The following is a 24,674-nucleotide window of genomic DNA, read 5'->3' on the forward strand; positions in this document are numbered from 1 at the left end:
CTCATCCATGAGAAGACCGGAATCGTGCACGCGTTCCCTCGCGCTGATCATCGGCAAGCGACCACTCCCTTAACAAGCCGGCGATCATCCCTCAGCGCAGCACTCCGGCTGCGCGTAGCTCCACTGCCAAGCGGAAGATGTTTAGTTCCAGATCAAATGCGCCGTAGTGCGACGGCGTGAGCGGCGCAGCGCCAGCAATCGGCGCGGCAACTTGGGCTCCAGTGTCAGCGTCACAGCCAGCGGTGCCCACAACAGCCAGAACATCGGCGTCCAACCGAGAAAATCGGTGTGGGCGGGAACCAGCGTGGTGAGCAGCAGCACGCTACCGACCGACAGCCATAGCAACGATGCGATCAGCAGACGGGCACGAGGATTCGAGTCGACAACCTGGGGGCGCATGGGCACAACTCCGGAACGGGCGATGGATCAAGCGTGCCGATGGTCGATCTCATAGCCTGCGATTGCGGCGGTGCTGTTTTTTGACGATCTGATGCGCTTCGAATCTCCGCGACTTACTCCCTCTACCCTTCGGGGAGAGGGCTGCGCTGAGGGGTCAATCTCGCGCTGCGTCGTACTGTCGCCGGAAACATGCGAAGCCGCGCTCGAAGGATGCCGACATGTTGGTCGCAAGCCCGTCCCCTCACCCTAACCCTCTCCCCGGAGGGGAGAGGGGATTGTTCGAGGCGCAGTGGCGTTTCACGGAGGCCCCACCCACGCGCCGCTCGTACAATAGATGCTCTACGCAGGAGCCATGCATGACCCATCCCCGCCAGTACGCTGTCTTCGGCCATCCCATTGCGCACAGCCTGTCGCCGCAGATCCATCAGGCGTTCGCGCAGCAGTTCGGCATCGCGCTCGATTACCGCACCATCGATGCGGCGCCCGCTGCATTCGCCGATGCCGTCAAACATTTCTTCGAACACGAAGACGGCCGTGGTGCAAATGTCACGCTGCCGCACAAAGCTGCTGCCTTCGCATTGGCCGATGAGCGTACAAAAGCCGCCACGAATGCAGGCAGTGCCAACGTGCTCACGCGCCTACCCGATGGACGTATCGCCGCGCATAACACCGACGGCGCGGGCATGGTGCGCGATATCACTGAACGTCACAGCATCGATCTTCGCGGTCACGATGCACTGATGCTCGGCGCGGGCGGCGCAGCGCGCGGTGTGGCGTGGTCGTTGATGGATGCGGGCATCGCGTCGCTCACCATCGTCAATCGTTCGCCGGATGCTGCCGACGCATTGGCCGATGCCATCGGCGAACCACACCGCGTACACACACGTTATTGGGAAGATCTCGACAACATCGGCAGCTACGATCTGATCATCAACGCAACATCGGCCGGTACGCTCGGCCAGTCGCTGACGCTACCGTTCTCACTCGCTGCACCGCGCGCGCTTTGTTACGACCTTGGCTACGGCAAATCGGCCATCGGTTTTCTCGCCTGGGCCCATGCTGCCGGTGTCCGTTACGCGCATGACGGATTGGGCATGCTGGTCGAACAAGCCGCCGATGCCTTCGAACTGTGGCACGGCAAGCGGCCGGAGACGGAACCGGTGTACCGGATGTTGCGTGCAACAAAGGCGTAAACGGCACCGATTGTGACGGTGTTCGCAGGCATATGTTGTAGTGCAACAAGGTTGCATTCATGAACACCATTCACGCCTCGTGAATAGGGACTTTTGGACGTCTAAACAGGCGTTCGATTTGACACGTCTAAATTTCGGCCCGTGCTAGCGTGGCCGGACAGGGGGCATCACTTGGCGGGGAGTTGCGCAAATGTTGCCGAAGGGGAAGTTCAGTCGTTGCCTGGCCATTGCCGGGCTTGCGTTGTTTTTTACCGGTGCCGCGCAAGCCGCGCCGGATAACAGCAGTCCAGTCGGCACGGCCAACGTTACCGTCGCCGATCCCACCGTGCCCCGTCCACCGGGCCAACCCTGTGTCGTGCAGCTTTTCAGCAACGACACCTTCGATGACTTCAACACGCGGCCTTTCAGCTATACGCCGCCGACCGGTTGCGGCACGCACTGGTCCAAGGTCGTGCTGGAAGCCGATTTCTCCGTGACCGCCGGTGTTCAATTTGACCGCAGCGCGACGATCTTTCTCGGCGGCGTCAACCTGTTCTTCGGTACGACGCAGGAACCTACGTCCACGCTTGCGCCGAGTTGGCATGTGGAACGCGATCTGACCGATTACAGTGCGCTGTTCCGCAATGCGGGTCAGGGGCAGGCCGATATCGGCAATATCGTCAACAGCCAATACACCGGTGTGATCAACGGCAGCGCGCGGTTGCTGTTCTATCCTGCTTCGGTCGTGGCGCCAGCAGCGAATGTGCCGGACGCGGTGTATCCGATCGGCAGCGATCCGGTAGGCAGCACGGTGCTTCTGCAGGCAGGTGCCAACACGATGACGGCCACGCTGACCTTGCCGCGCAACGTGGAACGCGCGTATCTGGATGTGTTCACCCAGGGCCAGAGCACGCCCGATGAGTTCTGGTACACCTGTGTGCCGAATCAGTACCAGGCCCAGACCGGCGAATGCGGTGGCGGCAATTTCCGTGAAGCCGAAATCAGCATCGACGGCCAGGCGGCGGGTGTAGCGCCGGTCTATCCGTGGATCTTCACCGGTGGCGCCGACTTGTTCATCTGGAAGCCGACGCCGGGCGTGCAGACGCTCAATTTCCTGCCGTATCGCGTCGATCTCACGCCCTTTGCGGGCGTGCTCAGCAATGGTTCGCCGCATCAGGTGACGCTGACGCTGGCAGGCGTCAACTACTACTTCATGGCCACCGCAGCCTTGCTGGTTTATGAGGATCCGCATGCGTCGCAAGTAAGTGGCCAGGTGGTAAGCAACACGCTGGCAAACCAAGCGCCCAATCCGACGATTGGCAGCACACTCAGCACCGATTCGTCCGGCAACACCACCGGCAACGTAACCACGAACCTGAGCCGTCATTTCGTGATCAAGGGCTATGTGAATACGTCGCATGGCCGCGTCGACACGACGGTGGATCAGACGGTGTCCTTCGCCAACACGGAAATCTTCGACATCACCGCCACCACCTATGACCAGACCAGTGAGCAGCTCAGCTCGGTCGAGGGTGTGAGCACCAGCAAGATCGGCGCGTTTGTCAGTGGTCAATTCCGCCAGAGCTTCCGCTACCCGCTGTATATGCAGAGCAACCAGACCTTCACCGACAGTGCGGGCGATTCCACGGTGGTGACCACCATCCGCCAGGGTTTCGACGAACACACCGCATTGTCCATCGACGGCTTCCCGCTGTACGCGGCTGATGTGCACAACCACCATGAGGGGTCGGACTCGATCGACTACAGCCCCACCTACGCCATCATCAGCCACGCCGGTCAGAACAGTAAGCAAGACTTTACGTTTAGCGATTCGCTGGGGGGGTGCTATCGCGCCAGTGTCTCGGCGGCTAACGACGTTGTGACCGCTTACAGCAGTGGAAAGGGTTGCCCGGGCCAGCACAATCGCGTGTTCTGGTTCACCGAACCCGATGGTTCGCCCTATCAGGGTGAAGGCCTTCTGGGCTGGTAATTGAATGGCCGGCGCCGCTGCGGATGACCGCAGTGGCGCCGGCATGCTAGTTTTGCCGGCATTCGACCCTCGTTTTTTGCTCCCCGGAGTCTTTGCCGATGCGTACCCGTTTGCTTGCCCTTTCCGTTCTTGGCGTGGCCGTTGCGCTTGCCGGTTGTCATCACGCCACCCGACCGGACGGCACGAGAGTGGACAAGAAAGGTGTGAGCAATCTGCAGGGCTTTGAATCCTTCATCGCGACGCATCCGACACCGGAGCAGTTCAAGGCGATGTACCCGGGCGTGTTGTTGATGCTCCCGGGCACTATCAGCACGATGGAAGTGCGTTACGACAACACACGCTTCTTCCCGTCGCAGGACAAGGATGGCCGCATCATCGGCGGCGATTTCCATTGATACGTGACTAATCTGTCATACACGACAGGTTGAGTCATTTTTGTGACATTTTGTAGGACTACTCTGGCGCGATAGCGGCGGTTGCTCGATCACGAGCCACCGCCTTCAAAGCCTTCGTCAGTGCGAGTGTCATGTCCTCTAATCCATCCACCGCTCCTCGCCGGGGCGGCTTGCTGTTCGTGGTACTTGCCGCGGTCGTCGCGATCGCAGGCGGGGCCTTTTGGTATGCGCACGCCTCCATAAGCGCTCCGAAGTCTGTCGGACACACGGCGAACGACGGCAGCGACGTCGGTGTGATGCTCGGCCTGGCCGATACGGCCTACCAGCAGAAGAACCTTGTCGCACCGGTCGGCAGCAACGTGTATGAGTTCTACGCCAGCGTGCTGCAGCTCGATCCCGACAACAGCATCGCGATCCAGCGCCTGAAAGACGCATTCAAGCCCGCGTGCGACGTGGTTGAAAACACCATCAATTCAGGCGATCTGGATGAAGCGCAGCGCGAGCTTTATCTGCTGCGCCTGTACGATCCGCACAACTACAAGCTGGCGTTACTCGGCAGCGTGCTCGATGCGCAGCGCGTGATCGAGCGCCGTGCGCACGAAGCGGAAGCGGCGCGTATCCAGTCGCAGCAAGCCGCCGCAAACGGTCAGGCCAACCGCTACTACTGATAACAGGCCTCGCGGTTCAACCCGCGAGATAAACATCCTTCAGCCGCACGTAGTGATCGGCCGAGTAGTGCAGCTGTTCAATCTGCTTGTCAGACAGCTGGCGCACGCACTTGGCTGGATTGCCCACCCACAACTCACGCTCGCCGACAACCTTGCCGGGCGGAATCACGCTGCCAGCCGCCACAAAACCGTATTTCTTGATCACGGCGCCATCGAGCACCGTGGCGTGCATGCCGATCAGGCAGTAGTCCTCGATCGTGCACGCATGGATGACGGCAGCGTGCCCGATCGTGACGCCTTCACCGACAATGGTCGGAAAACCGCCGGGCGAATACGGGCCATCGTGCGTGACGTGAATGACGGTGCCATCCTGCACGTTGCTGCGCGCACCGATGCGGATGTAGTGCACATCGCCGCGCAACACGGCGTTCGGCCAGATCGATACATCATCGCCGAGCACCACATCGCCGATCACCGTGGCGGCAGGATCGACATAGGCACGCTCGCCAAGCTTGGGCATAACGCCCTTGAAACTGCGTAAATGATTCATGTACGTATTCTATCCGGCGACGGTCATGTCCGCGCCGCTTGCAGGTGAATGGATGCCACGCGCCTGTTGTTCGAGCACGCGAAGCGCCTCGCGATAACCCGAGTCCACCGCGAGCTGCCAATCTTTCCAGTCGAGCATGCTCACGTGTTCCAGCGGCGGCGTGATCAGCAGATCGGCGGCTTCGATGCAGTGCTGACTGGTTTCCTCGCTGTTGACCATCGCCGCACGCGTAAGCGTTGAAACCAGACCGGGCCAACCCGTGCCGCGCCGCTGGCGCATCCATAAACGCCACCACGGTGGCGTAGCGAATTCTTCCGATTGCGCACGCAACGCAATGTCCGCGCGAATGGCCACGGCGGTGATATGCGCGATGCCATCCTCCGCCATTACATCGGTCGGAAGATTGTCGACCAGCGCGCCATCGACATAAACATGTCCGCGATGCAGCACCGGCGGCAAAATGCCGGGGATGGAACTGGTCGCACGCAACCACAACCAAAGCGGTCCATGCCGATGCACGACCCTGCCCTCGCCCGACAGATTCGTCGACACGCAAAAGAACGGGCGTTCCAGATCCTCGATATCGATCGCACCAAATGCACGACGCAACATCATCGCCGCGCGGCGTCCGCGCGTAAGCGCGACAAACGGCAGCGTCCAGTCCGACAGCGGTTTGCCACGCACGAACGCTTCGTAATAAATGCGTGTCATGTCGTCGATGCTCCACATATTCGCGACACCCGCACCGATAATCGCGCCGATGCTCGTGCCGCCAATAGCGTCGAACTCGTGTCCTGCTTCGCCTAATGCGCGTAACGCACCGAGATGCGCCAGTCCGCGAGCACCGCCACCGGCGAGCACCAGACCGCGAGCGTGACCGCTGATCAAGCGGGCAATGCGTGGAACATCACCTTCGCCACAAACATGGTGGTGATGGATTTCCCCGCTGAAAACCCCAAGCCAACGCCGCGCAGACCCCGGCAAAACACGGTGTGCGGGATGGATCAGCAACAAATGCCGCGGACGATGGCGTACGCGCGCCGGATGCCCGGGCGCCGATTCCGGCCAGGGACGTGCCGGCTGCGCGGCGAGTGCGGGCAGCAACAACACGTCGGCCTGACGCAGACAGCGCAATCGCCAGGATGGATCGCCGGTGCTGTCCAGATAAATCACGAACCGGGCCTGTGCTTCGCGCTCCGCAAACCAGTCGCTGCCGCGCGTGGCGCCGTGCTCGGCATCGATCACGATACAGTCGCCATACGCTTCCAGCGCCTGCGCCAGCTGCATCGCCAGACCGCGCACCGGAACATTTTCGTCCACAGGGAGAATCGCAAACGTGCGCGGTTTATCCGGCGATTCGGCGTGACGTTCGCGGCGAAGCAACCGATCCATCGCCTGTCGTGCGACGTCGAGCATGGCGCGCGGATGTTGCTCGATCAGATGCTCGAACATGTCGCGATCCAGGCGCAGCAATTCCGAATCGCGCAATGCGCGCACGTTGTAACGGAACGCTTCGCCGCTGAGCAGGCTCACCTCGCCCAGGCAGTCGTCCGCTGAAATCTGCCGGATAAGATCCGTCGGACCGTCGAACACACCCAGGCTGCCGCTGCGCAACAAATACAGCGCCTCCGCCACTTCACCTGCCCTGATCAGGTATTGGCCGCCGGGCAGGCAGATCCAGCGCAGATGTTCGGCAAGGGCCGCCCGTTGCGCAGCATTCAGATGCGCGAAAAGGGGAATGCGAGCGATCAGGGCGGGGACATCGGCAGGCAACATGTGCGCGATGGTACGACGCCCGCGATGACGCCGTGTATCTCGGTACCCAAAACCGAAAAACGCAGGCTCCTGCGCTTGATTTCAGTTCACGCCGACAGCACCCTGTCAGGTCTAAAGGAGCTTCTATGAGCCAAGACAATCCACTGCTTGCCGACGGCGCGCTGCCGGCGTTTTCGCAGATCCAGCCCGACCAGATCACACCGGCCATCGATGCCCTGCTGGCGGATAGCCGCGAGGGTATCGCCGTACTGACAGCACCCGGCGCGCCGCGCGATTTCGATTCGGTGATGTTGCCGCAGGAACGGCTCGATCAACGCATCGCACACGCATGGTCGCCGGTCTCTCACCTGCATTCGGTCGCCGACAGCGAAGCGTTGCGCAAGGTGTATGGACCGGCGGAAGAAAAGCTCACCGAGCATTCCATCGAGCTGGGCCAGAACCGCGAGCTTTATGCAGCCGTGCAAGCGGTGGCGGATGCGCCGGATTTTGCCGCTTTGACGCGCGCACAACGCGCACTGGTCGAGCACGCGCTGCGTGATTTCAAGCTATCCGGCGTCGCACTCGAAGAACCCGCGCGTTCGCGCTTCCGCGACATCGGCGTGGAATTGAGCAGGCTGTCTACCGAATTTTCCAACGCCGTGCTCGACGCGACCGATGCATGGCACCAGCACGTCACCGATGAACGTGACCTGGCGGGCATTCCCGAGTCCGGCCGCGCGGTGCTGCGTCAGTACGCGAAAGAGCAGGGCCTGGATGGTTATCTCGTCACGCTGAAGCAACCCAGCGTGCAAGCGGTCATGACCTATGCCGACAATCGCGCACTGCGCGAAGGCGTTTACTGGGCCTATCAAACTCGGGCATCAGATCAGGGCCCGCATGCGGGCAAATACGACAATACCGCGCGTATCGAGCAGATCATGGCGTTACGTCATGAAGCCGCGCAATTACTGGGCTTTGCCAACGCGGCGGAAGAATCGCTGGCCACGAAGATGGCCTCGGCAACGAATGAAGTACTAGCCTTCCTGCGCGATCTCGCTGCGCGTGCCAAACCCGTTGCGCAGAAAGAGCTGGCGACGCTGCGCGAGTTTGCATCGAGCGAGCTCAAGCTCGATAACCTCGAATCGTGGGATGTCGCTTACGCGTCCGAAAAGCTGCGGCAGAAGCAATACGCACTCGACGAAGAACAGCTCAAACCTTATTTCCCACTACCCGCCGTCATCGACGGATTGTTCGGCTTGGTGCAACGCCTCTACGGCATCACCTTGACGCCACGCGACGGCGTCGATGTCTGGCATCCGGACGTGCGCTACTACGATGTGGTCGACAAAGACGGCCGCATCTTCGCCGGTGCGTATATCGATCTCTACGCACGCGGTGGAAAACGCGGCGGCGCGTGGATGGATGTGTGCCGCGCGCGGTTCGACGACGGCGTCACGCCGCAAATGCCGGTTGCCTTCCTTACCTGCAACTTTGCGCCGCCAACGGAAGGCCGCCCTGCGTTACTCACGCACGACGATGCGCTCACGCTCTTCCACGAATTCGGCCACGGTTTCCATCATCTATTGACCGAAGTGCCGCTGCCTTCGGTGGGCGGTATCGATGGCGTCGAATGGGACGCAGTGGAACTGCCCAGCCAATTCATGGAGAACTTCGGCTGGAATCGCGAAGCGCTGGATCTGTTCGCCAAGCATTGGGAGACCGGCGAACGGCTGCCGGATCAATTGTTCGAGCGCATGCTCGCTGCACGCCATTTTCACGCGGGCTTGTTCCTCGTGCGCCAGCTCGAATTCGCGCTGTTCGATTTTCTCTTGCACCTCGAATACGACCCCGCCAAAGGCGCACGCACGCTCGAAGTGCTGGAAGAGGCGCGTAGCGAAGTTGCCGTGCTGCATCCGCCGGCATGGCAGCGTTTTCCGCATGCGTTCGGCCACATCTTTGCGGGCGGTTACGCGGCCGGCTATTACAGCTATCTGTGGGCGGAGCTGCTCAGCGCCGACGCATTCGAGGCCTTTGAGGAAAAGGCCACCACCGGCCAAAGCGTGATCGACGCGACGGCCGGCGAGCGTTTCCGCCGGGAAATTCTCGCGGTCGGCGCCAGCCGCCCCGCACTTGAGAGCTTCATCGCCTTCCGCGGCCGCAAGCCCGAGCCGGAAGCCTTACTGCGCAGCCACGGTCTGGCGTGAGCTTTTGCGGGCGCCCCCCTGCGACTCAGTGGGGCGCCCGGGCGCGTGGCAGGCTCGCCACGAGGCAGCAAACCGAGTCACAATCGGCCGGGAAACGCGCTGTCAGTATCGTCATCGGTAACCGCCAACCGACACGGTCGTTGATCAGGGATCAGCCATGAACGCCATCACCCATCTGCCTTCCGAGTGGCACAACTGGATACGTGAGAACCTGGCACGCGGCTGCGCACCGCAATCGTTGATCGAAGACATGGTGCGCAATCGCTTCGATCCGGTCTTCGCACGCGCGGCAGTCAACGGCGTGATGACCAACAGCTCACCCTTCAGCACGCCTGCCGAGCCGCACGCAAAAGCCGCGACCGGCTTCATCTACGAACAGCCGCGTCTGCCCGCTGGCAACATCATCCGAACATCCGACCGCGAAGTGCGCGTCGCCATGCGCACCAACCGGCCGGTCATCGCCGTGCTCGACGGCGTGCTGAGCCATGACGAATGCGATGAAATGATCCGCCGTTCCGCCGACAAGATGCATCGTTCCACCACGGTAGATCCGCTGACCGGCAAACACGAAGTCATCGCTGATCGCAGCAGCGAAGGCACTTTCTTCGCACTCAATGCCGATCCGTTCATCGCACGCATCGATCAGCGCGTAGCCGAAATCATGAGCTGGCCCACCGATCACGGCGAAGGCCTGCAGGTGCTGCACTACGGCACGGGCGGCGAATACAAGCCGCACTTCGATTACTTTCCGCCGGAAGATCCAGGCAGCCACGTGCAAATGACCATCGGCGGCCAGCGTGTTTCCACCCTGGTGATGTATTTGAACGATGTGGAAGAGGGCGGCACCACCATCTTTCCCGACGTGGGCCTGGAAGTCGTGCCGAAAAAAGGTTCAGCCGTCTATTTCGAATACACCAACAGCAAGAACCAGCTCGATCGCCTCACTTTGCACGGCGGCTCGCCGGTCACGCGTGGCGAGAAGTGGATCGTCACGAAGTGGATGCGGCAGCGGCGTTATGGCGAAATGACGACGCCCGCAAACGCAGAAATGACGAAGTAAATAACGAAGCGCGATCCAAAAGATCGCGCTTCGCACATCGAGGTCTTGCCTAACACTGCGCGCCGTCGGCGACCAGGTGGTAGTGCGTGGCGACTTCGATTTCCTTCTTCGAACCGAGGAACACCGGCACGCGCTGGTGTAGTCCTGTGGGCTGAAGATCGAGAATGCGCTCGCGGCCGGTGGTCGCAGCGCCGCCGGCCTGTTCGACGATGAACGCCATCGGGTTGGCCTCATACATCAGACGCAGCTTGCCGCCTTTGCTCTTGATCTTCGCATCCAGCGGATAGAAGAACACGCCGCCGCGCGTGATGATGCGATGCACGTCCGCGACCATCGACGCGACCCAGCGCATATTGAAATCCCTGGCGCGCGGACCGTCCGTGCCGGCCAGCAGTTCGCCGATGTAGCGTTGCATCGGTGGTTCCCAGTGACGCTGGTTGGACATGTTGATCGCGAATTCGCCGGTTTCTTCCGGGATTTGAATCGCGCGGCGGCTGAGCGTGAAGCTGCCCACTTCGCGATCGAGCGTGAACTCGTGTGTGCCGTGACCGAAGGTCAGCACCAGCACCGTAGCCGGACCGTACACGACATAACCTGCCGCGAGCTGCGTGGTGCCCTTCTGCAGGAAGTGTTCCGCCTTCGGTTCCGTGATGCCATCGGGACAACGCAGTACCGAGAAGATCGTGCCGACGGAAATGTTCACGTCGATGTTCGAGCTGCCATCCAGCGGATCGAACAGCAACAGATGATGGCCCTTCGGATACATATCGGGAATCGGCTGCGGATCTTCCATCTCCTCTGACGCGCACGCCGCAAGCTGGCCGCCCCACGCGTTCGCCTCGAGCAGAATTTCATTGGAGATCACATCCAGCTTCTTCTGCGCCTCGCCCTGAATGTTGCCGGTGCCCGCTTCGCCCAGCACGCCACCCAATGCGCCCTTGTTGGTTGCCACGGCGATGCGCTTGCAGGCGCGGGCGACCACTTCGATCAGCAGCGAGAGTTCGGCATTCACACGGCCGGCACGGCGTTCCTCGATCAGGAACTGGATCAGCGAAATGGGCTTCATGGCGGACCTGTAGGTAAAGAGACCGCCATTTTCCCGGGTCCGCCTCCGGCGCGCCAGCGATATGGCTGAACCGGCCTCGATCCTTCTGCTGACAACACGCTGGCAGTAGGTGGGGCGCAAGCTTCATGTCATCGAAAAAGGAGGGGCGATCATGCGCGACACGGTTTATGTGCTGGTTTTCGAAGGATTTGCCGATTGGCAGGTGGCGCTGGCACTCAGCGAAATCCGCCGGCCGGGCGACTGGGAGGTGTACACGGTCGGTTTCAGCCGCGAAAGCGTGACGTCGCTGAGCGGCCTGCGTGTGGCACCGGATTGCAGCCTGGACGAGCTGGATCTGGATGCGGTGGCGTTGCTGATCTTGCCGGGCGGTCACGTATGGTTGCCGGCAAACAGCGAGCAAATCACCCGCACGGCTCGTCGCGTTCACGACGCGGGTGCGCCGGTGGCAGCGATCGACGATGGCGTGCTCGTGCTTGCACGCGCCGGTTTGATCGATCACTGCCGGCACACCGCCAACTGGGCGGCGCATCTGGGCCGCGAAGTGCCTGCGTACAAAGGCCACGAGCAATACGACGCGAACGTGCTCGCGGTCAGCGATGGCGGCGTCATCACCGCCAGTCATCTGGGCAGCGTGGAATTCGCACGCGAAATCATCCACACGCTGGATTTGTACAGCGCCAGCGATCGGCATCACTGGTATCGGCTTTTCAAACACGCCATTCCACCGCCGTGGTTTGCGGGTGAACCCACTGAAATCATCCGCGCCGCGTGAGGAGTTCGTCATGAAAAATCTGACTCATCGCATCCTGATGGCCTATCGCCCGCTCTACATGCGCGGTTTGCTGATGGATGGGCAATACAAGGCGCCCGGTGCCGAACCGAAGCCGCCCGTCAAAGGCAGCAAGGTGATTCATCTCGTGCCGGCGTTCGAACCAAGACGCACGCGCGTCTTGCACGTCACGCCAGCTGCCGCTTTCACCGGTCTTTTGGCGCGTTTCGCGAGATTTGTCGCGGGGCCTTCCATCAAACCCAGCGCCAAGTTGCATCGCTGAAACGCGAGTAACGCGATCTACTCAACAGGAACGTCGACATGCAAAAGACTTATCACGGAAGCTGCCATTGCGGTGCGGTGAAGATCGAAGCCGATATCGACTTCGCGCACGGTACGGGACGCTGCAACTGTTCGATATGTGCGAAAACGCGGCAGTGGGGTGTGATCGTCAAACCCGAAGCGTTTCGCCTGATCAGCGGCGAAAACGAGATGACCGACTACCAGTTCGGCTCCTACATGATGCATCACCTGTTTTGCCGCCGCTGCGGTGTGCGCGTGTTCGGTAAAGGTCATCTCGATGTGTTGGGCGGCGATTTCTACAGCGTTTATCTGGCAAGCCTCGACGATGCAGAGCCGGTCGAACTGATCGAAGCGCCCATGCATTTCAGCGACGGCCGCAACAACAACTGGCAATCGACGCCTGCCGAAACACGACATCTGTGACTCATTACGACGCGGAGCTTATGTCATGACATCGAAAATCGATTTCTACCACGCACCCAACAGCCGCTCGGGCGGCACGCTCGCGCTGCTCGAAGAACTGGGTGTGGATTACAACCTGCACCTGATCAATCTGAAATCCGGCGAGCAGCGGCAGTCGGCGTATCGGCACATCAATCCGATGGGCAAGGTGCCGGCGATTCGTCATCTCGACACGCTGATCACCGAACAACCGGCCGTGTTCCTTTATCTCGCCGATCTGTTTGCCGAAAAGGGATTGGCGCCGGCCCTTGGCGATCCTTTGCGCGGGCCCTATGTGCGCTGGCTGGTCTATTACGGTTCGTCGTTCGAGCCGGCTGTCGTCGATCGCTCTTCCAAGCGCGAACCGGTTGCGCCGAGCACATCGCCGTACGGTACGTGGGACGACGTCTACAACACGGTCACCGGCCAGCTCGAAAAAGGCCCTTACCTGCTGGGCGAGCGATTCACCGCAGCAGATGTGCTCTGGGGCGGTGCGTTGCATTGGATGGCGCTGTTCAAAATCATGCCGGAAACACCTGCCGTACGTACGTACATCGATCGGGTGGTCACGCGGCCCGCAATCCAGCGCGCCGCAGCGAAAGATGTCGAATACGCCGCGCAACAGGCGGCTGCCTGAGCGGCACGGGCAGGTTGACGATCATGCATACCGGCAGCTTGCCCATGTCTGTCTCACGTACTGCGACGATGACACGTGACTTCGGACGCTGGCTCATAACCGCCGCGTGGGCGATCATGTGGCAATGCGTCGCGCCGACCGCCTCTTTCTCATCATTAATGCCCTACGTGGGCGCCGTACTGCGTTGCAAGCGCGACAGCTTGCCGAAACGCTGGGCGTCTCGCTGCGCACGGTTTACCGCGACGTGGCCGACCTGCAACTTTCAGGCGTACCGATCGAAGGCGAAGCGGGCGTCGGTTACGTGCTGCGCAAAGGCTCGGACATCCCTCCGCTGATGTTTACCGCTGACGAACTCGAATCGCTGGTGGTCGGCACGCGCTTTGTCCGCGCCTTTGCCGGCGAGAAACTGGCGGCCGGTGCACAAGCGGCGCTGGTGAAAATTGAAGCGGTGCTGCCACCGGAATTGCGCGAGCGCTCCTCGCGCACGCGTATTTACGCACCGATCTGGCGCGACGAAGAATCCACCGCTTTTGCTGCGCGCATCGATCAGTTGCACGCATCGATTGAAACGCAGCGCGTGCTGCGCCTTATCTACAAAGACGAAGTCGGGCGCGAAAGCGAGCGCCAGGTCGAACCGCTGTGCCTCGCTTTCTGGGGCGGTAAATGGACACTCGGAACGTGGTGCCGTTTGCGTGGCGATTTCCGCAATTTCCGGCCCGATCGCATCGCCCGGCTCGAAGAGACCGGGGAAGTGTTCGAAAGCCCCACCGGCCGCAATCTGGAGGCTTACCTTCAGGCCATGCGCGGCTACTACTCGGGTCTGGAATAGCAGCCGTCGTTCGGCACTCCTGCGCCCCATCCCCCAAACTCCGTGCTTCGGTTACCCTGCGTGGACCAGGGCTATCGCAGGAGTCGAGTCATGTCGTCAGGCGTGCGTCATCCGTTGTTGTCCATCGCGCCGGGAAAGCTGCGCCCGACGCAGATGACCGTAGGCAGGGCCGAAGTCGCGGACAAGCGTTCCGAGTGGGAAAAGCTCGGTAAAAAGAAGCGCAAGGACCTGCTGGCGCAACACTGGTTTCCCGGTGTGCTGGGTCCGAAGAATCAGGTCTTCATCGTCGATCATCATCACCTTGGTTTGGCGCTATATGAAGAAGGCGTCAAGGAAGTGCCGGTGATGATCCAGCGCGATTTTTCGTGGCTGGAACCGCCCGTGTTCTGGCACACGATGGAATTCAATCGTTGGGCGCATCCGTACGATCAACACGGCCAACGGCAGACGTACGATGCCATTCCAAAGATGCTCAAGGATATGGCGGACGATCCGTTCCGTACGCTTGCTGCGCGCGTGCGTCTTGCGGGCGGCTATTCGAAAGATGCAACACCTTACTCGGAATTTCTCTGGGCCGATTTCTTCCGGCGCAACATGAAGCTCAAGAGCGGCAACGTCACGCCGAAAGTGTTGCAAGACGCGCTGCTGATGGCGCATGCGCACGACACGGCGTATCTGCCGGGCTGGAGCGGGCAGATTCAATGAACGCCACGGCGGCCTCGTCCTCGCGCATCGCCGATGTGCTGGCGGGTCTGGCGATTGCCGGTTTGCTTGTGCCCGAAGCAGTTGCGTACTCGGGCATTGCCGGCATGCCGCCGCAGGCGGGCGTCATTGCGCTGTTCATAGGGTTGATTTGCTACGGACTGTTGGGGCGCAGCCGATTTGCGATTGTGTCGTCGACATCGTCATCGGCCGCGGTGCTTGCCGCCGGAACGCTGGCGCTTGCAGGCGGCGCGGTGGCAGCGCGTGTCGCCATCGCGGCGACACTGGTGTTGTTTGGCGGTATCTGTTTCCTGATCGCGGGTTTTGCGCGATTGGGCAGTCTTTCGAATCTGATCGCGCGTCCCGTGTTGCGCGGCTATACGTTTGGACTGGCCATTGTCATCGCGCTCAAGCAGTTGCCACATCTGGGTGGCTGGCCGGATCTGCATGGCGATTTTTTACCGTTGCTGGTCGCGGAGCTGGTGCGAACGAGCAATCAAGTGAACGCCTTTATATTGATGACGGGCGTGCTTGCACTCGCGTTGCTGTTTGTGTGCGAGCGGGCAAAACGCTTGCCGGGTAGTCTGCTGGTAATTGCGCTCGGCGTTATCGCATCCGGTTGGCTGGAAGCGCATGGGGTGCCGCTGACAGGCACCATCAATCTGCACATGACGCTTGCGATGCCCACATGGCCGGCAAACGGCCAGTGGTTGCCAAGTGTGGAATTGGCGGCAGCGCTGTTGTTGATTCTGTATGCCGAGTCGTACAGCTCGATCCGTGGTTTCGCGCTAAAGCATAACGATCCGGTGCAGCCTAATCGCGATTTGCTCGTGCTGGGTGTTGCGAATGTGTTGTGCGGTTTGTTCCATGGTATGCCGGTGGGCGCGGGTTATTCGGGTACATCTGCGAACGAAGCGGCAGGTGCGCAATCGCGTCTGGCCGGCTTGATCGCCGGTGCAAGCGTGCTGCTGATGGTGGCGTTGTTGCTGCGATGGATCGAACGCATTCCGCTTGCTGTACTCGCGGCGATCGTCATCCACGCGGTAAGCAAGTCCTGGCGCGTGTCGGTCTTTAAACCTTATCTACAGTGGAAGCGCGATCGTCTGATCGCACTCGCCGCGGTCGTTGCGGTGCTGTCGCTCGGCATTCTCAACGGTCTGCTTGTCGCCATCGCTTTCAGCTTGATCATGTTGTTGCGCCAACTCGCCGCGGCGCGCTTGAGCGTGCTTGGGCGGCTGGCGGACGGTCACGACTTTATCGATGTCGAGCGACATCCGGATGCGGTGCAACCGCCGGGTTTGTTGATACTTCGCCCCGAAGAACCCTTGTTCTTCGCCAATGCCGAATCGGTGATGGCCCTAGCGCGCCAGCAAGTCGAACAGCGAACCGGGCTCAAGCAGGTCATCCTGAGCCTGGAAGAATCGCCCGATCTGGACAGCACCTCGCTGGAAGCCCTCGGCGACTTTGCCAGCTGGCTGCAGTCGCGCAGCGTGATTCTTCGCGTCGCACGACTGAAAGACGAAACCCGCGCCTTATTGCTGCGCGCCAACCTGCCCCAGCTTTCGCCACAAGCGCTCAACAACTGGAGCGTGGAAGATGCGGTTTCGGCATTCACCGCCACGCCACCACCCACGGGGAATCACGCGTAGTGAAAACGGCATCACGTATCGGCTTTATCGCACTGGGCCTCGCACTGACGCTGCCTGCCTTCGCGCAACAGGACGCCGACGCGCGCTTCAAGCAGATCTATCAGCAGGAGTGGGCGTGGCGCACGGGTCAGGCTGGTGTTTCCACGTCTGGCGAACCGCAGCCGAACAACGGCCGACTCGATCAGGTCGATGCGCAAAGCCAGCAGGAGCGCCTCGACTATTGGCGCAAGGTGATGAGCCAGCTCGACGCTATCGACGTCAAGCAGCTGACGCCCGCCGATCAGGTGAACTACGCGGTGTATCGCGAACAGATCCGCAACTTCATTGCCGATCAGCAATTCCAGCAATGGCAGATGCCGTTCAACAGCGATTCGGCGTTCTGGAGCGAGTTGAACGACGATCTGCAAAGCGATGATCTTCGCAATGAAAGCGATTATCGGCACTACGTCGATCGTCTGGGTCAGGTGCCTGCGTATTTCGATCAGCAGATCGCCAACATGCGCATGGGCCTGAAGCGTGGTTTCACGGTGCCGCGTGCCGTGTTGGCGGGCCGTGATCAGTCCATGTCATCCGTGGCGGATGTGAAAGATCCGACGCAAACCAGCTTCTATCAGCCGCTGTTGCACATGCCATCGAGCATCCCCGCCGTCACGGCCGCCGCCATTCAGGCCGATGCGCGCCAGAAGATCAGCCAGGGCGTCATTCCTGCGTACGCAAAGCTGCTGACATTCTTCCGCACCGAATACGTGCCGCAAGCGCGCACGACACTGGCAGCCGAAGCCTTGCCTGACGGCAAGAATTACTATCGCCAGCAGATACACGAATACACCACGCTCGATCTCGATCCGGATGCCATTCACAAGATCGGCCTGGATCAGGTTGCGAAGATCCACGCGCAAATGCTGCAGACCATGCAGCAAACCGGTTTCAAGGGAAGCTTCGCCGAGTTCCTGCATTTCCTGCGCACCGATCCGCAGTTCTATGCCAAGACGCCGCAGGAACTGTTGGACAAATCAGCGTGGGTGGCGAAGGAAGTGGATGGCCAGGTCGGCAAGTTCTTCGGCCACCTGCCGCGCAAGCGCTTCACCATCGAGCCGGTGCCGGCGGATATCGCGCCGTACTACACGTCAGGCCGCGGTGGTCCGGACGTCTATCTGGTGAACACCTACGACCTGCCTTCGCGTCCGCTCTTCAACATGCCGGCGTTGACGCTGCATGAGTCGTATCCAGGCCACGCATTGCAGCTGGAATTGGCCGAAGAAGAAAACGATCAGCCCGCGTTTCGCCGCAACGGCTATATCTCCGCTTACGGCGAAGGCTGGGGCCTGTATTCGGAATATCTCGGCAACGAAATGGGCATCTACAAAACGCCCTACCAGCGCTTCGGCTTTCTCACCTATCAGATGTGGCGCGCATGTCGCCTCGTTGTCGACACAGGCATTCATCACCTCGGCTGGACACGCCAGCAGGCCATCGACTACATGACGCAAAACACCGCGCTGTCGGATCGCGAAATCGCCAACGAGGTCGATCGCTACATCAGCTGGCCCGGACAGGCGCTGTCCTACGAATTGGGTTATCTGAAAATTCTGGAATTGCGCGCGAAAGCCGAAAAAGCGCTGGGACCAAAGTTCGATATCCGTGCGTTTCACGACACGATTTTGACGACGGGTTCGGTTCCATTGCCTGTGCTGGAGCAACGCATCGATCGTTTCATTGCAGAGGGCGGCCCGGAGCCGGATTACACATTGATCGAGAAGGACAGCGCCAAACACTGACGTGGCGTCTGGCTCGAACGCATGTCGATAACAGGGGGAGACATGTCTGAAGGAACAGCGGCGACGACCAGCACTTTTCGTTGGCTGGCACTCATCTCTCTTCTTGCCCTTCTGGCCGGATTTTGGGTTCCCGGCATGCGGCTCAAGGCGATTGTCATTTGCGCGGTCATACCGTGGTGCGCACTGGTAGTAGGACTGCGATACCGAGGTGAAATCGCGGTCGCGCTGCGCACCCGGAGAGATGGATCGGCCGCGGGTCCCATGGTGATCGCTACGATTGCGTTGGCATCGTTTGCCCTCGATGACCTGGGTTTGATCAGTTCGCGCGGTGTCATCGAATGGGGGCTGTTTGTCGGGTTACCGATGTGGTTTGCCTTCTTTTACTTAGTCTCCAAACCAGACGCATCGATTTTCCAAACGTTCGGCGCCGCACTGATTTTCCTGCCAGTTGCATGGATCTATGGCGGTAGTTTGTTAGCGTTGAGCAATTGCTTCATGGATCATGCCTCGCCGCAGGTCTTTCAGACGCAGGTCATTGGCAAACACGTTTCGTACGCTAAATCGGAGCGCAAGTATTACCTGGAGCTGCAGGCGTGGGGTCCGCGTTCCGATGGTTCGAATCTGCGTGTCGACTATGAGCGCTATGAGGACGCAAAAAACGGCGACCGCATTTGTTTGGGGCTTTATCCCGGCCGATTTGGGCAGCCGTGGGCACATAGCATCGCTTGCCCCCACGCGGGTCCGGGCAATTCGTGAGCAAACCTACTGGCGAAAACTTCACCAATAAAGTATATTGTCCTTGAACTTTATTGGGAGAGTTAGCCATGACTGCCCATGCCCTGCCCAGGACAACCCCCGCCGAAGAGCTTGGCGGCCCTGCCCTGCGGACCTTCTTTAAGCTCGCCGAGCTTTGGAATCTGCGCATTGCCGAGCAGCGCAAACTGCTCGGCGATCCACCGGAATCGACGTTCTACAAGTGGAAGCGTCAGCAGGACGGCGTGCTGGGGCGCGATACGCTTGAGCGCATCAGTTATCTCTTAGGGATCTATAAGGCGTTGCAGATCCTCTTTCCGGATCCTGCGCAGGCCGATGCGTGGTTGCACAAACCCAACCAGTCGGCACTGTTTGGCGGCCACTCCGCGATCGAGCGCATGCTCTCGGGCAACGTGTCGGATCTGTATGTCGTACGTCAGTATCTGGATGCGCAGCGCGGCTGGAACTGAGATGTTGCGCACGTAAAAAGCGCTGCTCGTCGCAGTCGACGAGAACGCGATACGGCAGTATTTCAAGGCGAACAGGGAAGCACTTGAAACGGCGCGGTTCGTGCCACGGAATTCCTATGCCAAACGACACGCCACCTATTCGACGCATTCGCTGGAGCCAGGCGTATCGCATCGTGCCGAGCCGTTTTCCGCCGGCAGGATTGTTCGATCGTATCGCCAATCCGGCCGATCTCGACGCGGTGTTCGCGATCGAGGCGATGACCAATCCGCGTTTGCGCGAAGAAGCCGACATCATGAAGCTGGTGCCGCCGGATCGGCGCATCAGTGGGCCGGGATCGACACCGGTGATGGCGGCGTTCACGCATCTGAATCCCGAAGGCAGCCGCTTTTCCGATGGCACGTGGGGTGTGTTCTACGCGGCGCGCAATGTCATCACGGCGGTGGAAGAAACGGTGTATCACCGCGAAATCTTTCTTGCGGCAACCGCGGAACCGGCCTGCGAAATGGAAATGCGCTGCTATCGCACCAGCATCGACTGCAAGATGCACGACATTCGCGGCGGCTGGCCCGAAGCGCACGATCCGGTGAGCTACAGCGCCAGCGTAAAACTTGCGCGTGAACTGCGTGCAGCGGGTTCGAATGGCATCGTCTACGACAGCGTGCGTCACGCAGGTGGCGAATGCGTCGCCGCGTTTTATCCCGATGTCGTGGCGCCCTGCGTGCAGGCACAGCATCTGATCTATCGCTGGGACGGCCATCGCATTGCGAACGTGCTCGAAGTAAGCGAGATGAAACGCGAGCGGCGTTGATTGCCATCGCTCACGCAGCATTGACGCACGTTCGGCATTTGCTGTGCTATCGATCTATGATCGAGCAAGCAACCGCTATCGCGTCGCAAACCTTTGCGTTTATTGCGTGCGGGTATGCTCACCTCGCCCGCCACAAGTTATTTCCGGGAGCGCCATGAAAGTCCTGCTATCGCTATTGCTTGCCTTCGTTCCGTGCATCGCCTGCGCGGCTGTCACGCCGCACAGTTATTGGGAACCCGCCATGGCGGCCTTTGAAGCGTCCGATCGCACGAATCCGCCGCCGCAAAATGCGGTGCTTTTCATCGGCAGTTCCTCGATCGAGCACTGGAAATCACTGGCAGCGGATTTCCCGGAATTGAAGGTCATCAACCGTGGTTTTGGCGGCTCCGTCATTGGCGATTCCACCTATTTCGCCGATCGGATTGTCGCGCCCTATCATCCCCGCGCGATCGTGATGTACGCCGGCGACAACGATTTGCATGAAGGACTGACGCCCGAACAAGTACGCGATGAATTTGCGGCGTTCGTGCAGAAAGCGCGCGCGGTCGATCCGGGCGTGCCGATTGCCTTCGTGTCGACCAAGCCGAGCATGGCATTCAAGGCTTTGCTGCCGCAGATCAAGCAATCGAACGCGCTGATCCGGGCGTATGCCGCCACGCAAAAAGACGTGACGTATCTGGACATATTCACGCCGATGCTCGGCGCGGATGGACAGCCGCAATGGAAATGGTTCGGCCCGGATGGATTGCATATGAATCGCACGGGCTACGAGCTGTGGATCGGCATCATCAGGCCGTGGGCGGATGCGCACGGTCATTGATCGTTAGCGCGTCACGCCGCATGCCGGTATGACGCGCCATCGCGACTACGCGTCAGCGTTGCTCGCAAACCCTTCGCGTGTGCCGCGATTGAACACGCGGTCGTCGTCAAGCACATCCGCAGCAGCGTGTGCGGGCGATTCCTTGAGCTTTGCGTAGATCGGCGTGAAATCAGGATGCGTGGCTTCGAACAGCTGCTCGAAGCTATCGATCACGAAGTACGTTTGCTGAAACGTGTCGATGCGATAGCGCGTGCTCATCACACGCTCGAGACCAAAGCCGATGCGATTGGGTGCGGCCGAATCCAGGCAGTAAATCGATTCGCCCTTCGAGCTGACGATGCCCGCGCCGTAGATGCGCATGCCTTCGTCGGTATTGATCAAACCAAACTCGACCGTGTACCAGTACAGGCGCGTCAGATTCATCAGCGCCTCCGGCCCGATCTTGAACGCCTTCATGCCACCGCGGCCGTAGGCCTGCATGTAATCGGCGAAGACCGGATTCAGCAGCAGCGGCACGTGACCGAAGAGATCGTGGAAAAGATCGGGCTCGCTGAGGTAATCCAGTTGGTCCGGCTTGCGAATCCACCAGCTCACCGGAAAGCGGCGGTTGGCCAGGTGATCGAAGAACACTTCATCTGGCAAGAGACCTTCGACGGCCACCACTTCCCAGCCGGTAGCCTTGCTGAGCACCTTGTTGAGGTCGGCAAATTTCGGAATGCCGCCGTCGCCCAGTCCGAAGCGCTCGACGCCCGCAAGAAATTCCTTGCACGCACGCCCCGGCAGCAGATCGCGTTGGCGCTTATAAAGCGTGTTCCATACCTCGTGATCGGTCCGGGAGTAATCGGCCCACGGCTGCTCGACCACGCCTGTGGCGTAAACCGGCACGTACCCGCGGTCGGTCTGCTGATGCTCTACGCGGCGGGGAGGGATGTTTTCCATGGCGATTCCGGGGTTTACGGCGTCAATCAAAAGCATACGGCGCAGGGCACACAAAATGGTTGTTTTATTGTTGACTCACGCCCAATCTGTGCAATATTCAACTACAAATATCAAAATTCACAGGAGATTCGTGCAATGGCCGACCTGGATCGCACCGATCTGAGGATGCTGGCCGTGCTCCAGGCCGAAGGCCGCGTCACCAACGCTGAGCTGGCGGAACGGGTCAACCTGTCGCCCTCGGCCTGTCTGCGGCGCCTGCAACGGCTGGAGTCCGAGGGGGTGATCAGTGGCTATGCGGCGCAGATCGACCCGGAATCGGTCGGTCTGGGGCTGCAGGCCTTTGTGCGCGTGCAGCTGGCGCGGCATGAAAGCACGGCGATCGATCGCTTCGTGGAACGGCTGGCGGGCTGGGACGAAGTGGTCGCCTGCCACGCTCTCACCGGCGACATGGACTACCTGATGCATGTCTACGTGGCCGATCTCGCGCACTTTTCGCGTTTCCTGCTTGATCAATTGTTGAACGATGCAGGCGTCGCCGACGTCAATTCCAGCTTTGTTTTGCGAACGGTTAAACGTTCGCCCTCTTTGCCGCTCGGTCAACTAGAGCGTTAGGCGTCGAACAACGTTAAAATGATGTGCTGATGAGTATCGAAGCCGTATCTACCCCGGACCGAGACCTGCTGCGCCCGCTACGTTATGTGTGGCGCGTGCCGTTGTTGCTGCTGCATATCGTGCTCGGCGTCATGCTGTGCGGATTCATCCTTACGTGGAATCGCAACGCCGTGATGAAAAACGGCCGCGAGCCGTTTGCGCATCGAATGATCCGCTGGTGGTCCACCGCACTCATGCGCATCTTCGGTTTGCGCTCCGTGCGTTTCGGACAACCGCTGCGCGATGCGGCGCTGTTCGTTGCCAATCACACTTCTTGGATCGACATCGAGCTGCTGCACAGTCAGCGCGCGGCGTGTTTTGTTGCGAAAGCTGAAATTGCCAGCTGGCCGCTGGTGGGCTGGCTCGCGGCAAGCGGCGGCACGATCTTCCATCGCCGCGGCAGCAATCACTCGCTGGCCGCGGTGATGCAGGTGATGGTGGATCGCCTGCGCCAAGGCCGTTCCGTCGCCGTGTTTCCGGAAGGCGGCACCGGTCATAACGGTGTGCTAAAAGTTTTCCACGCACGCATTTTTCAGGCGGCGCTGGATGCCGATGTGCCCGTGCAACCCGTCGCACTGCGTTTCGCGCGCGATGGCAAGCGCATTGTCGATGCAGGCTTTCGCGAGCACGAAAATTTCATGCAGAATTTTCTGCGTATGCTCGGTGGGCCATCCATGGATGCGGAGGTGCATTTCCTGGAGCCGGTACCAACGAACGCAGATGGCCGGCGACGCATGGCCGAACTGGCGCGCGAGCGTATCGCCGCCTCGCTCGAGGATCGCGCATGACGTTACCGCAAGGACGCGACTTTAACCCGCCGTGGCCGCTGAAAAGCGGCCATATCCAGACGATGCTTTCTTCGAGCGGCGTACGCCGCACGCTGCTGCCGCGCAACGCGTATACCGTGCTGGAAGGCGCGGAGCCGGTGATGGTGGATGGCGGTGGCGGAGTCCGTCTGACGGGTGCGTACACGGCGCAAAAAACACAGCCTGCGTCGCGAGGTCTCGCCGTGTTGTTCCACGGCTGGGAAGGCAGCGTCGACTCCACCTATGTGCTGCAGACGGGCAGCCGTTTGCTGGCAGATGGGTGGGATGTCTTCCGCCTCAACTTTCGCGATCACGGCGACAGTCACGCACTCAACGAAGCGCTTTTTCATTCCTGCCGTATCGACGAAGTCGCGCATGCCGTGGGCGATATCGCCAAGCGATGGCCGTCGCGGCCGATGGCGATTGCGGGCTTTTCGCTCGGCGGCAATTTTGCATTGCGCGTTGCGTTGCGTGCGCCATCGCTCGGCATTCCGCTGAGTTATGCGCTGGCGGTATGTCCGATCATCGATCCAAGCGAAGGCCTATTCTCGCTCGAAGAAACCGCGCCATGGTTCTACCAGGCGTATTTCATGAACAAATGGCGCCGCTCGCTGCGTATGAAGCAGGCCGCCTTTCCGCAGCGTCAGTATTTCGAGTTGCAGGAACTGAAGCAAAATCTGCGCGGCCTGACCGAAGCGATGGTGCTGCGTCATACGGATTTCGGTTCGCTTGAAGCGTATCTGGAAGGCTATTCGGTCGCAGGCCGTGCACTGATGGCGATGCAGATTCCGGCCACGATCCTCACTGCGCGCGACGATCCGGTGATCCCCATCGATGCCTTCGAAAAGCTGGAATTGCCGAGCAACGTGGAGCTGGATATCTCCCCGTACGGCGGCCATTGCGGCTTTATCCGCGGCTGGGACATGACAAGTTTTTGCGACGATTACATTGCCGAGCGCTTCAATGCGATCGCCGCCGGCCAGTCGCCGTTCGCCTGACAGGGTCACATGAGTTCTAACGGCTCGCCCGTTACACTTCGCACTCAACATCACGGCTTAT

At 60.3% G+C, this 24,674-nt stretch carries 26 protein-coding genes; 21 read left to right on the forward strand and 5 right to left on the reverse strand.

Annotated elements, in window-relative coordinates; all coding sequences use genetic code 11:
• Window positions 1-141 precede the first annotated feature (141 nt).
• Complete coding sequence (locus EKH79_RS13170; RefSeq protein WP_126674272.1) at window positions 142-399, reverse strand: hypothetical protein; 258 nt, start codon at window positions 397-399, stop codon at window positions 142-144.
• Window positions 400-755: 356 nt separating this feature from the next.
• On the opposite strand from EKH79_RS13170, the gene aroE reads away from it, so the two are divergent.
• The 4 genes from aroE to EKH79_RS13190 all read left to right on the forward strand — a co-directional run bounded on the left by aroE (window position 756) and on the right by EKH79_RS13190 (window position 4,624).
• On the forward strand, window positions 756-1,592 hold the full coding sequence (gene aroE, locus EKH79_RS13175; RefSeq protein ID WP_126674273.1) for a shikimate dehydrogenase: 837 nt from the start codon (window positions 756-758) through the stop codon (window positions 1,590-1,592).
• Between the two features lie 190 nt (window positions 1,593-1,782).
• Window positions 1,783-3,561, forward strand: a complete 1,779-nt coding sequence (locus tag EKH79_RS13180) for a peptide-N4-asparagine amidase (RefSeq protein WP_126674274.1) — start codon at window positions 1,783-1,785, stop codon at window positions 3,559-3,561.
• A 98-nt stretch (window positions 3,562-3,659) separates the two neighbouring features.
• Complete coding sequence (locus EKH79_RS13185; RefSeq protein WP_126674275.1) at window positions 3,660-3,956, forward strand: hypothetical protein; 297 nt, start codon at window positions 3,660-3,662, stop codon at window positions 3,954-3,956.
• Window positions 3,957-4,087: 131 nt separating this feature from the next.
• On the forward strand, window positions 4,088-4,624 hold the full coding sequence (locus EKH79_RS13190; RefSeq protein ID WP_126674276.1) for a hypothetical protein: 537 nt from the start codon (window positions 4,088-4,090) through the stop codon (window positions 4,622-4,624).
• A 16-nt stretch (window positions 4,625-4,640) separates the two neighbouring features.
• Here EKH79_RS13190 and EKH79_RS13195 read toward each other — a convergent pair whose 3' ends face one another.
• Both EKH79_RS13195 and EKH79_RS13200 read right to left on the reverse strand, forming a co-directional pair.
• Entirely contained in the window at window positions 4,641-5,174 is a 534-nt protein-coding gene (locus EKH79_RS13195) for a gamma carbonic anhydrase family protein (RefSeq protein WP_126674277.1), read from the reverse strand.
• A 9-nt stretch (window positions 5,175-5,183) separates the two neighbouring features.
• A complete protein-coding gene (locus EKH79_RS13200; RefSeq protein WP_126674278.1) occupies window positions 5,184-6,950 on the reverse strand; it encodes a patatin-like phospholipase family protein in 1,767 nt (588 codons plus the stop codon).
• Between the two features lie 125 nt (window positions 6,951-7,075).
• On the opposite strand from EKH79_RS13200, the gene EKH79_RS13205 reads away from it, so the two are divergent.
• Window positions 7,076-9,133 carry a M3 family metallopeptidase gene (locus tag EKH79_RS13205; protein WP_126674279.1) on the forward strand — a complete coding sequence of 686 codons (2,058 nt, stop codon included), beginning with the start codon at window positions 7,076-7,078 and terminating at the stop codon, window positions 9,131-9,133.
• Between the two features lie 157 nt (window positions 9,134-9,290).
• Window positions 9,291-10,193, forward strand: a complete 903-nt coding sequence (locus EKH79_RS13210; protein ID WP_126674280.1) for a 2OG-Fe(II) oxygenase — start codon at window positions 9,291-9,293, stop codon at window positions 10,191-10,193.
• Between the two features lie 49 nt (window positions 10,194-10,242).
• Here EKH79_RS13210 and EKH79_RS13215 read toward each other — a convergent pair whose 3' ends face one another.
• Entirely contained in the window at window positions 10,243-11,259 is a 1,017-nt protein-coding gene (locus tag EKH79_RS13215) for a class 1 fructose-bisphosphatase (protein ID WP_126674281.1), read from the reverse strand.
• A gap of 151 nt (window positions 11,260-11,410) precedes the next feature.
• Between EKH79_RS13215 and EKH79_RS13220 the strand changes: the two genes are divergently transcribed.
• The 12 genes from EKH79_RS13220 (at window position 11,411) to EKH79_RS13275 (ending at window position 21,219) form a co-directional block, all read left to right on the forward strand.
• Window positions 11,411-12,031: a DJ-1/PfpI family protein gene (locus EKH79_RS13220; RefSeq protein WP_126674282.1), complete on the forward strand. Its 621-nt coding sequence runs from the start codon at window positions 11,411-11,413 to the stop codon at window positions 12,029-12,031.
• A gap of 10 nt (window positions 12,032-12,041) precedes the next feature.
• Window positions 12,042-12,311, forward strand: a complete 270-nt coding sequence (locus EKH79_RS13225) for a hypothetical protein (RefSeq protein ID WP_126674283.1) — start codon at window positions 12,042-12,044, stop codon at window positions 12,309-12,311.
• A 38-nt stretch (window positions 12,312-12,349) separates the two neighbouring features.
• The gene (locus EKH79_RS13230) at window positions 12,350-12,754 is read left to right on the forward strand and encodes a GFA family protein (protein ID WP_126674284.1); all 405 of its coding nucleotides are present in this window, start codon (window positions 12,350-12,352) and stop codon (window positions 12,752-12,754) included.
• A gap of 25 nt (window positions 12,755-12,779) precedes the next feature.
• Complete coding sequence (locus EKH79_RS13235) at window positions 12,780-13,409, forward strand: glutathione S-transferase family protein (protein WP_126674285.1); 630 nt, start codon at window positions 12,780-12,782, stop codon at window positions 13,407-13,409.
• 124 nt (window positions 13,410-13,533) lie between these two features.
• Entirely contained in the window at window positions 13,534-14,238 is a 705-nt protein-coding gene (locus EKH79_RS13240) for a helix-turn-helix transcriptional regulator (protein WP_126674286.1), read from the forward strand.
• A gap of 90 nt (window positions 14,239-14,328) precedes the next feature.
• Complete coding sequence (locus tag EKH79_RS13245; RefSeq protein WP_126674287.1) at window positions 14,329-14,943, forward strand: ParB-like protein; 615 nt, start codon at window positions 14,329-14,331, stop codon at window positions 14,941-14,943.
• Window positions 14,940-16,589: a SulP family inorganic anion transporter gene (locus EKH79_RS13250; RefSeq protein WP_126674288.1), complete on the forward strand. Its 1,650-nt coding sequence runs from the start codon at window positions 14,940-14,942 to the stop codon at window positions 16,587-16,589. The genes EKH79_RS13245 and EKH79_RS13250 overlap by 4 nt, the downstream gene beginning before the upstream one ends.
• Entirely contained in the window at window positions 16,589-18,367 is a 1,779-nt protein-coding gene (locus EKH79_RS13255; protein WP_126674289.1) for a DUF885 domain-containing protein, read from the forward strand. The genes EKH79_RS13250 and EKH79_RS13255 overlap by 1 nt, the downstream gene beginning before the upstream one ends.
• 42 nt (window positions 18,368-18,409) lie before the next feature.
• Window positions 18,410-19,123 carry a hypothetical protein gene (locus EKH79_RS13260; RefSeq protein ID WP_126674290.1) on the forward strand — a complete coding sequence of 238 codons (714 nt, stop codon included), beginning with the start codon at window positions 18,410-18,412 and terminating at the stop codon, window positions 19,121-19,123.
• Between the two features lie 68 nt (window positions 19,124-19,191).
• Window positions 19,192-19,590 (forward strand): MbcA/ParS/Xre antitoxin family protein, encoded by a 399-nt coding sequence (locus tag EKH79_RS13265; protein ID WP_126674291.1) that lies wholly within the window; start codon window positions 19,192-19,194, stop codon window positions 19,588-19,590.
• A 116-nt stretch (window positions 19,591-19,706) separates the two neighbouring features.
• Entirely contained in the window at window positions 19,707-20,399 is a 693-nt protein-coding gene (locus EKH79_RS13270; RefSeq protein ID WP_126674292.1) for an RES family NAD+ phosphorylase, read from the forward strand.
• Between the two features lie 154 nt (window positions 20,400-20,553).
• On the forward strand, window positions 20,554-21,219 hold the full coding sequence (locus tag EKH79_RS13275) for an SGNH/GDSL hydrolase family protein (RefSeq protein WP_126674293.1): 666 nt from the start codon (window positions 20,554-20,556) through the stop codon (window positions 21,217-21,219).
• A gap of 45 nt (window positions 21,220-21,264) precedes the next feature.
• Here the strand turns inward: EKH79_RS13275 and phhA are convergent, their stop codons facing one another.
• Window positions 21,265-22,158, reverse strand: coding sequence for a phenylalanine 4-monooxygenase (gene phhA / locus EKH79_RS13280; RefSeq protein WP_126674294.1), 894 nt, complete (start codon window positions 22,156-22,158; stop codon window positions 21,265-21,267).
• A gap of 135 nt (window positions 22,159-22,293) precedes the next feature.
• Here phhA and EKH79_RS13285 point away from each other — a divergent pair, with 135 nt between their 5' ends.
• From EKH79_RS13285 to EKH79_RS13295, 3 genes are read left to right on the forward strand one after another with little or no spacing between them, the layout of a single operon-like run.
• The gene (locus tag EKH79_RS13285) at window positions 22,294-22,770 is read left to right on the forward strand and encodes an Lrp/AsnC family transcriptional regulator (RefSeq protein WP_126674295.1); all 477 of its coding nucleotides are present in this window, start codon (window positions 22,294-22,296) and stop codon (window positions 22,768-22,770) included.
• Between the two features lie 29 nt (window positions 22,771-22,799).
• A complete protein-coding gene (locus tag EKH79_RS13290) occupies window positions 22,800-23,597 on the forward strand; it encodes a lysophospholipid acyltransferase family protein (protein WP_126674296.1) in 798 nt (265 codons plus the stop codon).
• Window positions 23,594-24,613 carry a YheT family hydrolase gene (locus tag EKH79_RS13295; RefSeq protein ID WP_126674297.1) on the forward strand — a complete coding sequence of 340 codons (1,020 nt, stop codon included), beginning with the start codon at window positions 23,594-23,596 and terminating at the stop codon, window positions 24,611-24,613. Before EKH79_RS13290 ends, EKH79_RS13295 begins: the two co-directional genes overlap by 4 nt.
• The last annotated feature ends 61 nt before the right edge of the window (window positions 24,614-24,674 follow it).

The sequence above is a fragment of the Dyella dinghuensis genome, from assembly GCF_003977615.1.
Classification (GTDB): Bacteria; Pseudomonadota; Gammaproteobacteria; order Xanthomonadales; family Rhodanobacteraceae; genus Dyella_B; species Dyella_B dinghuensis.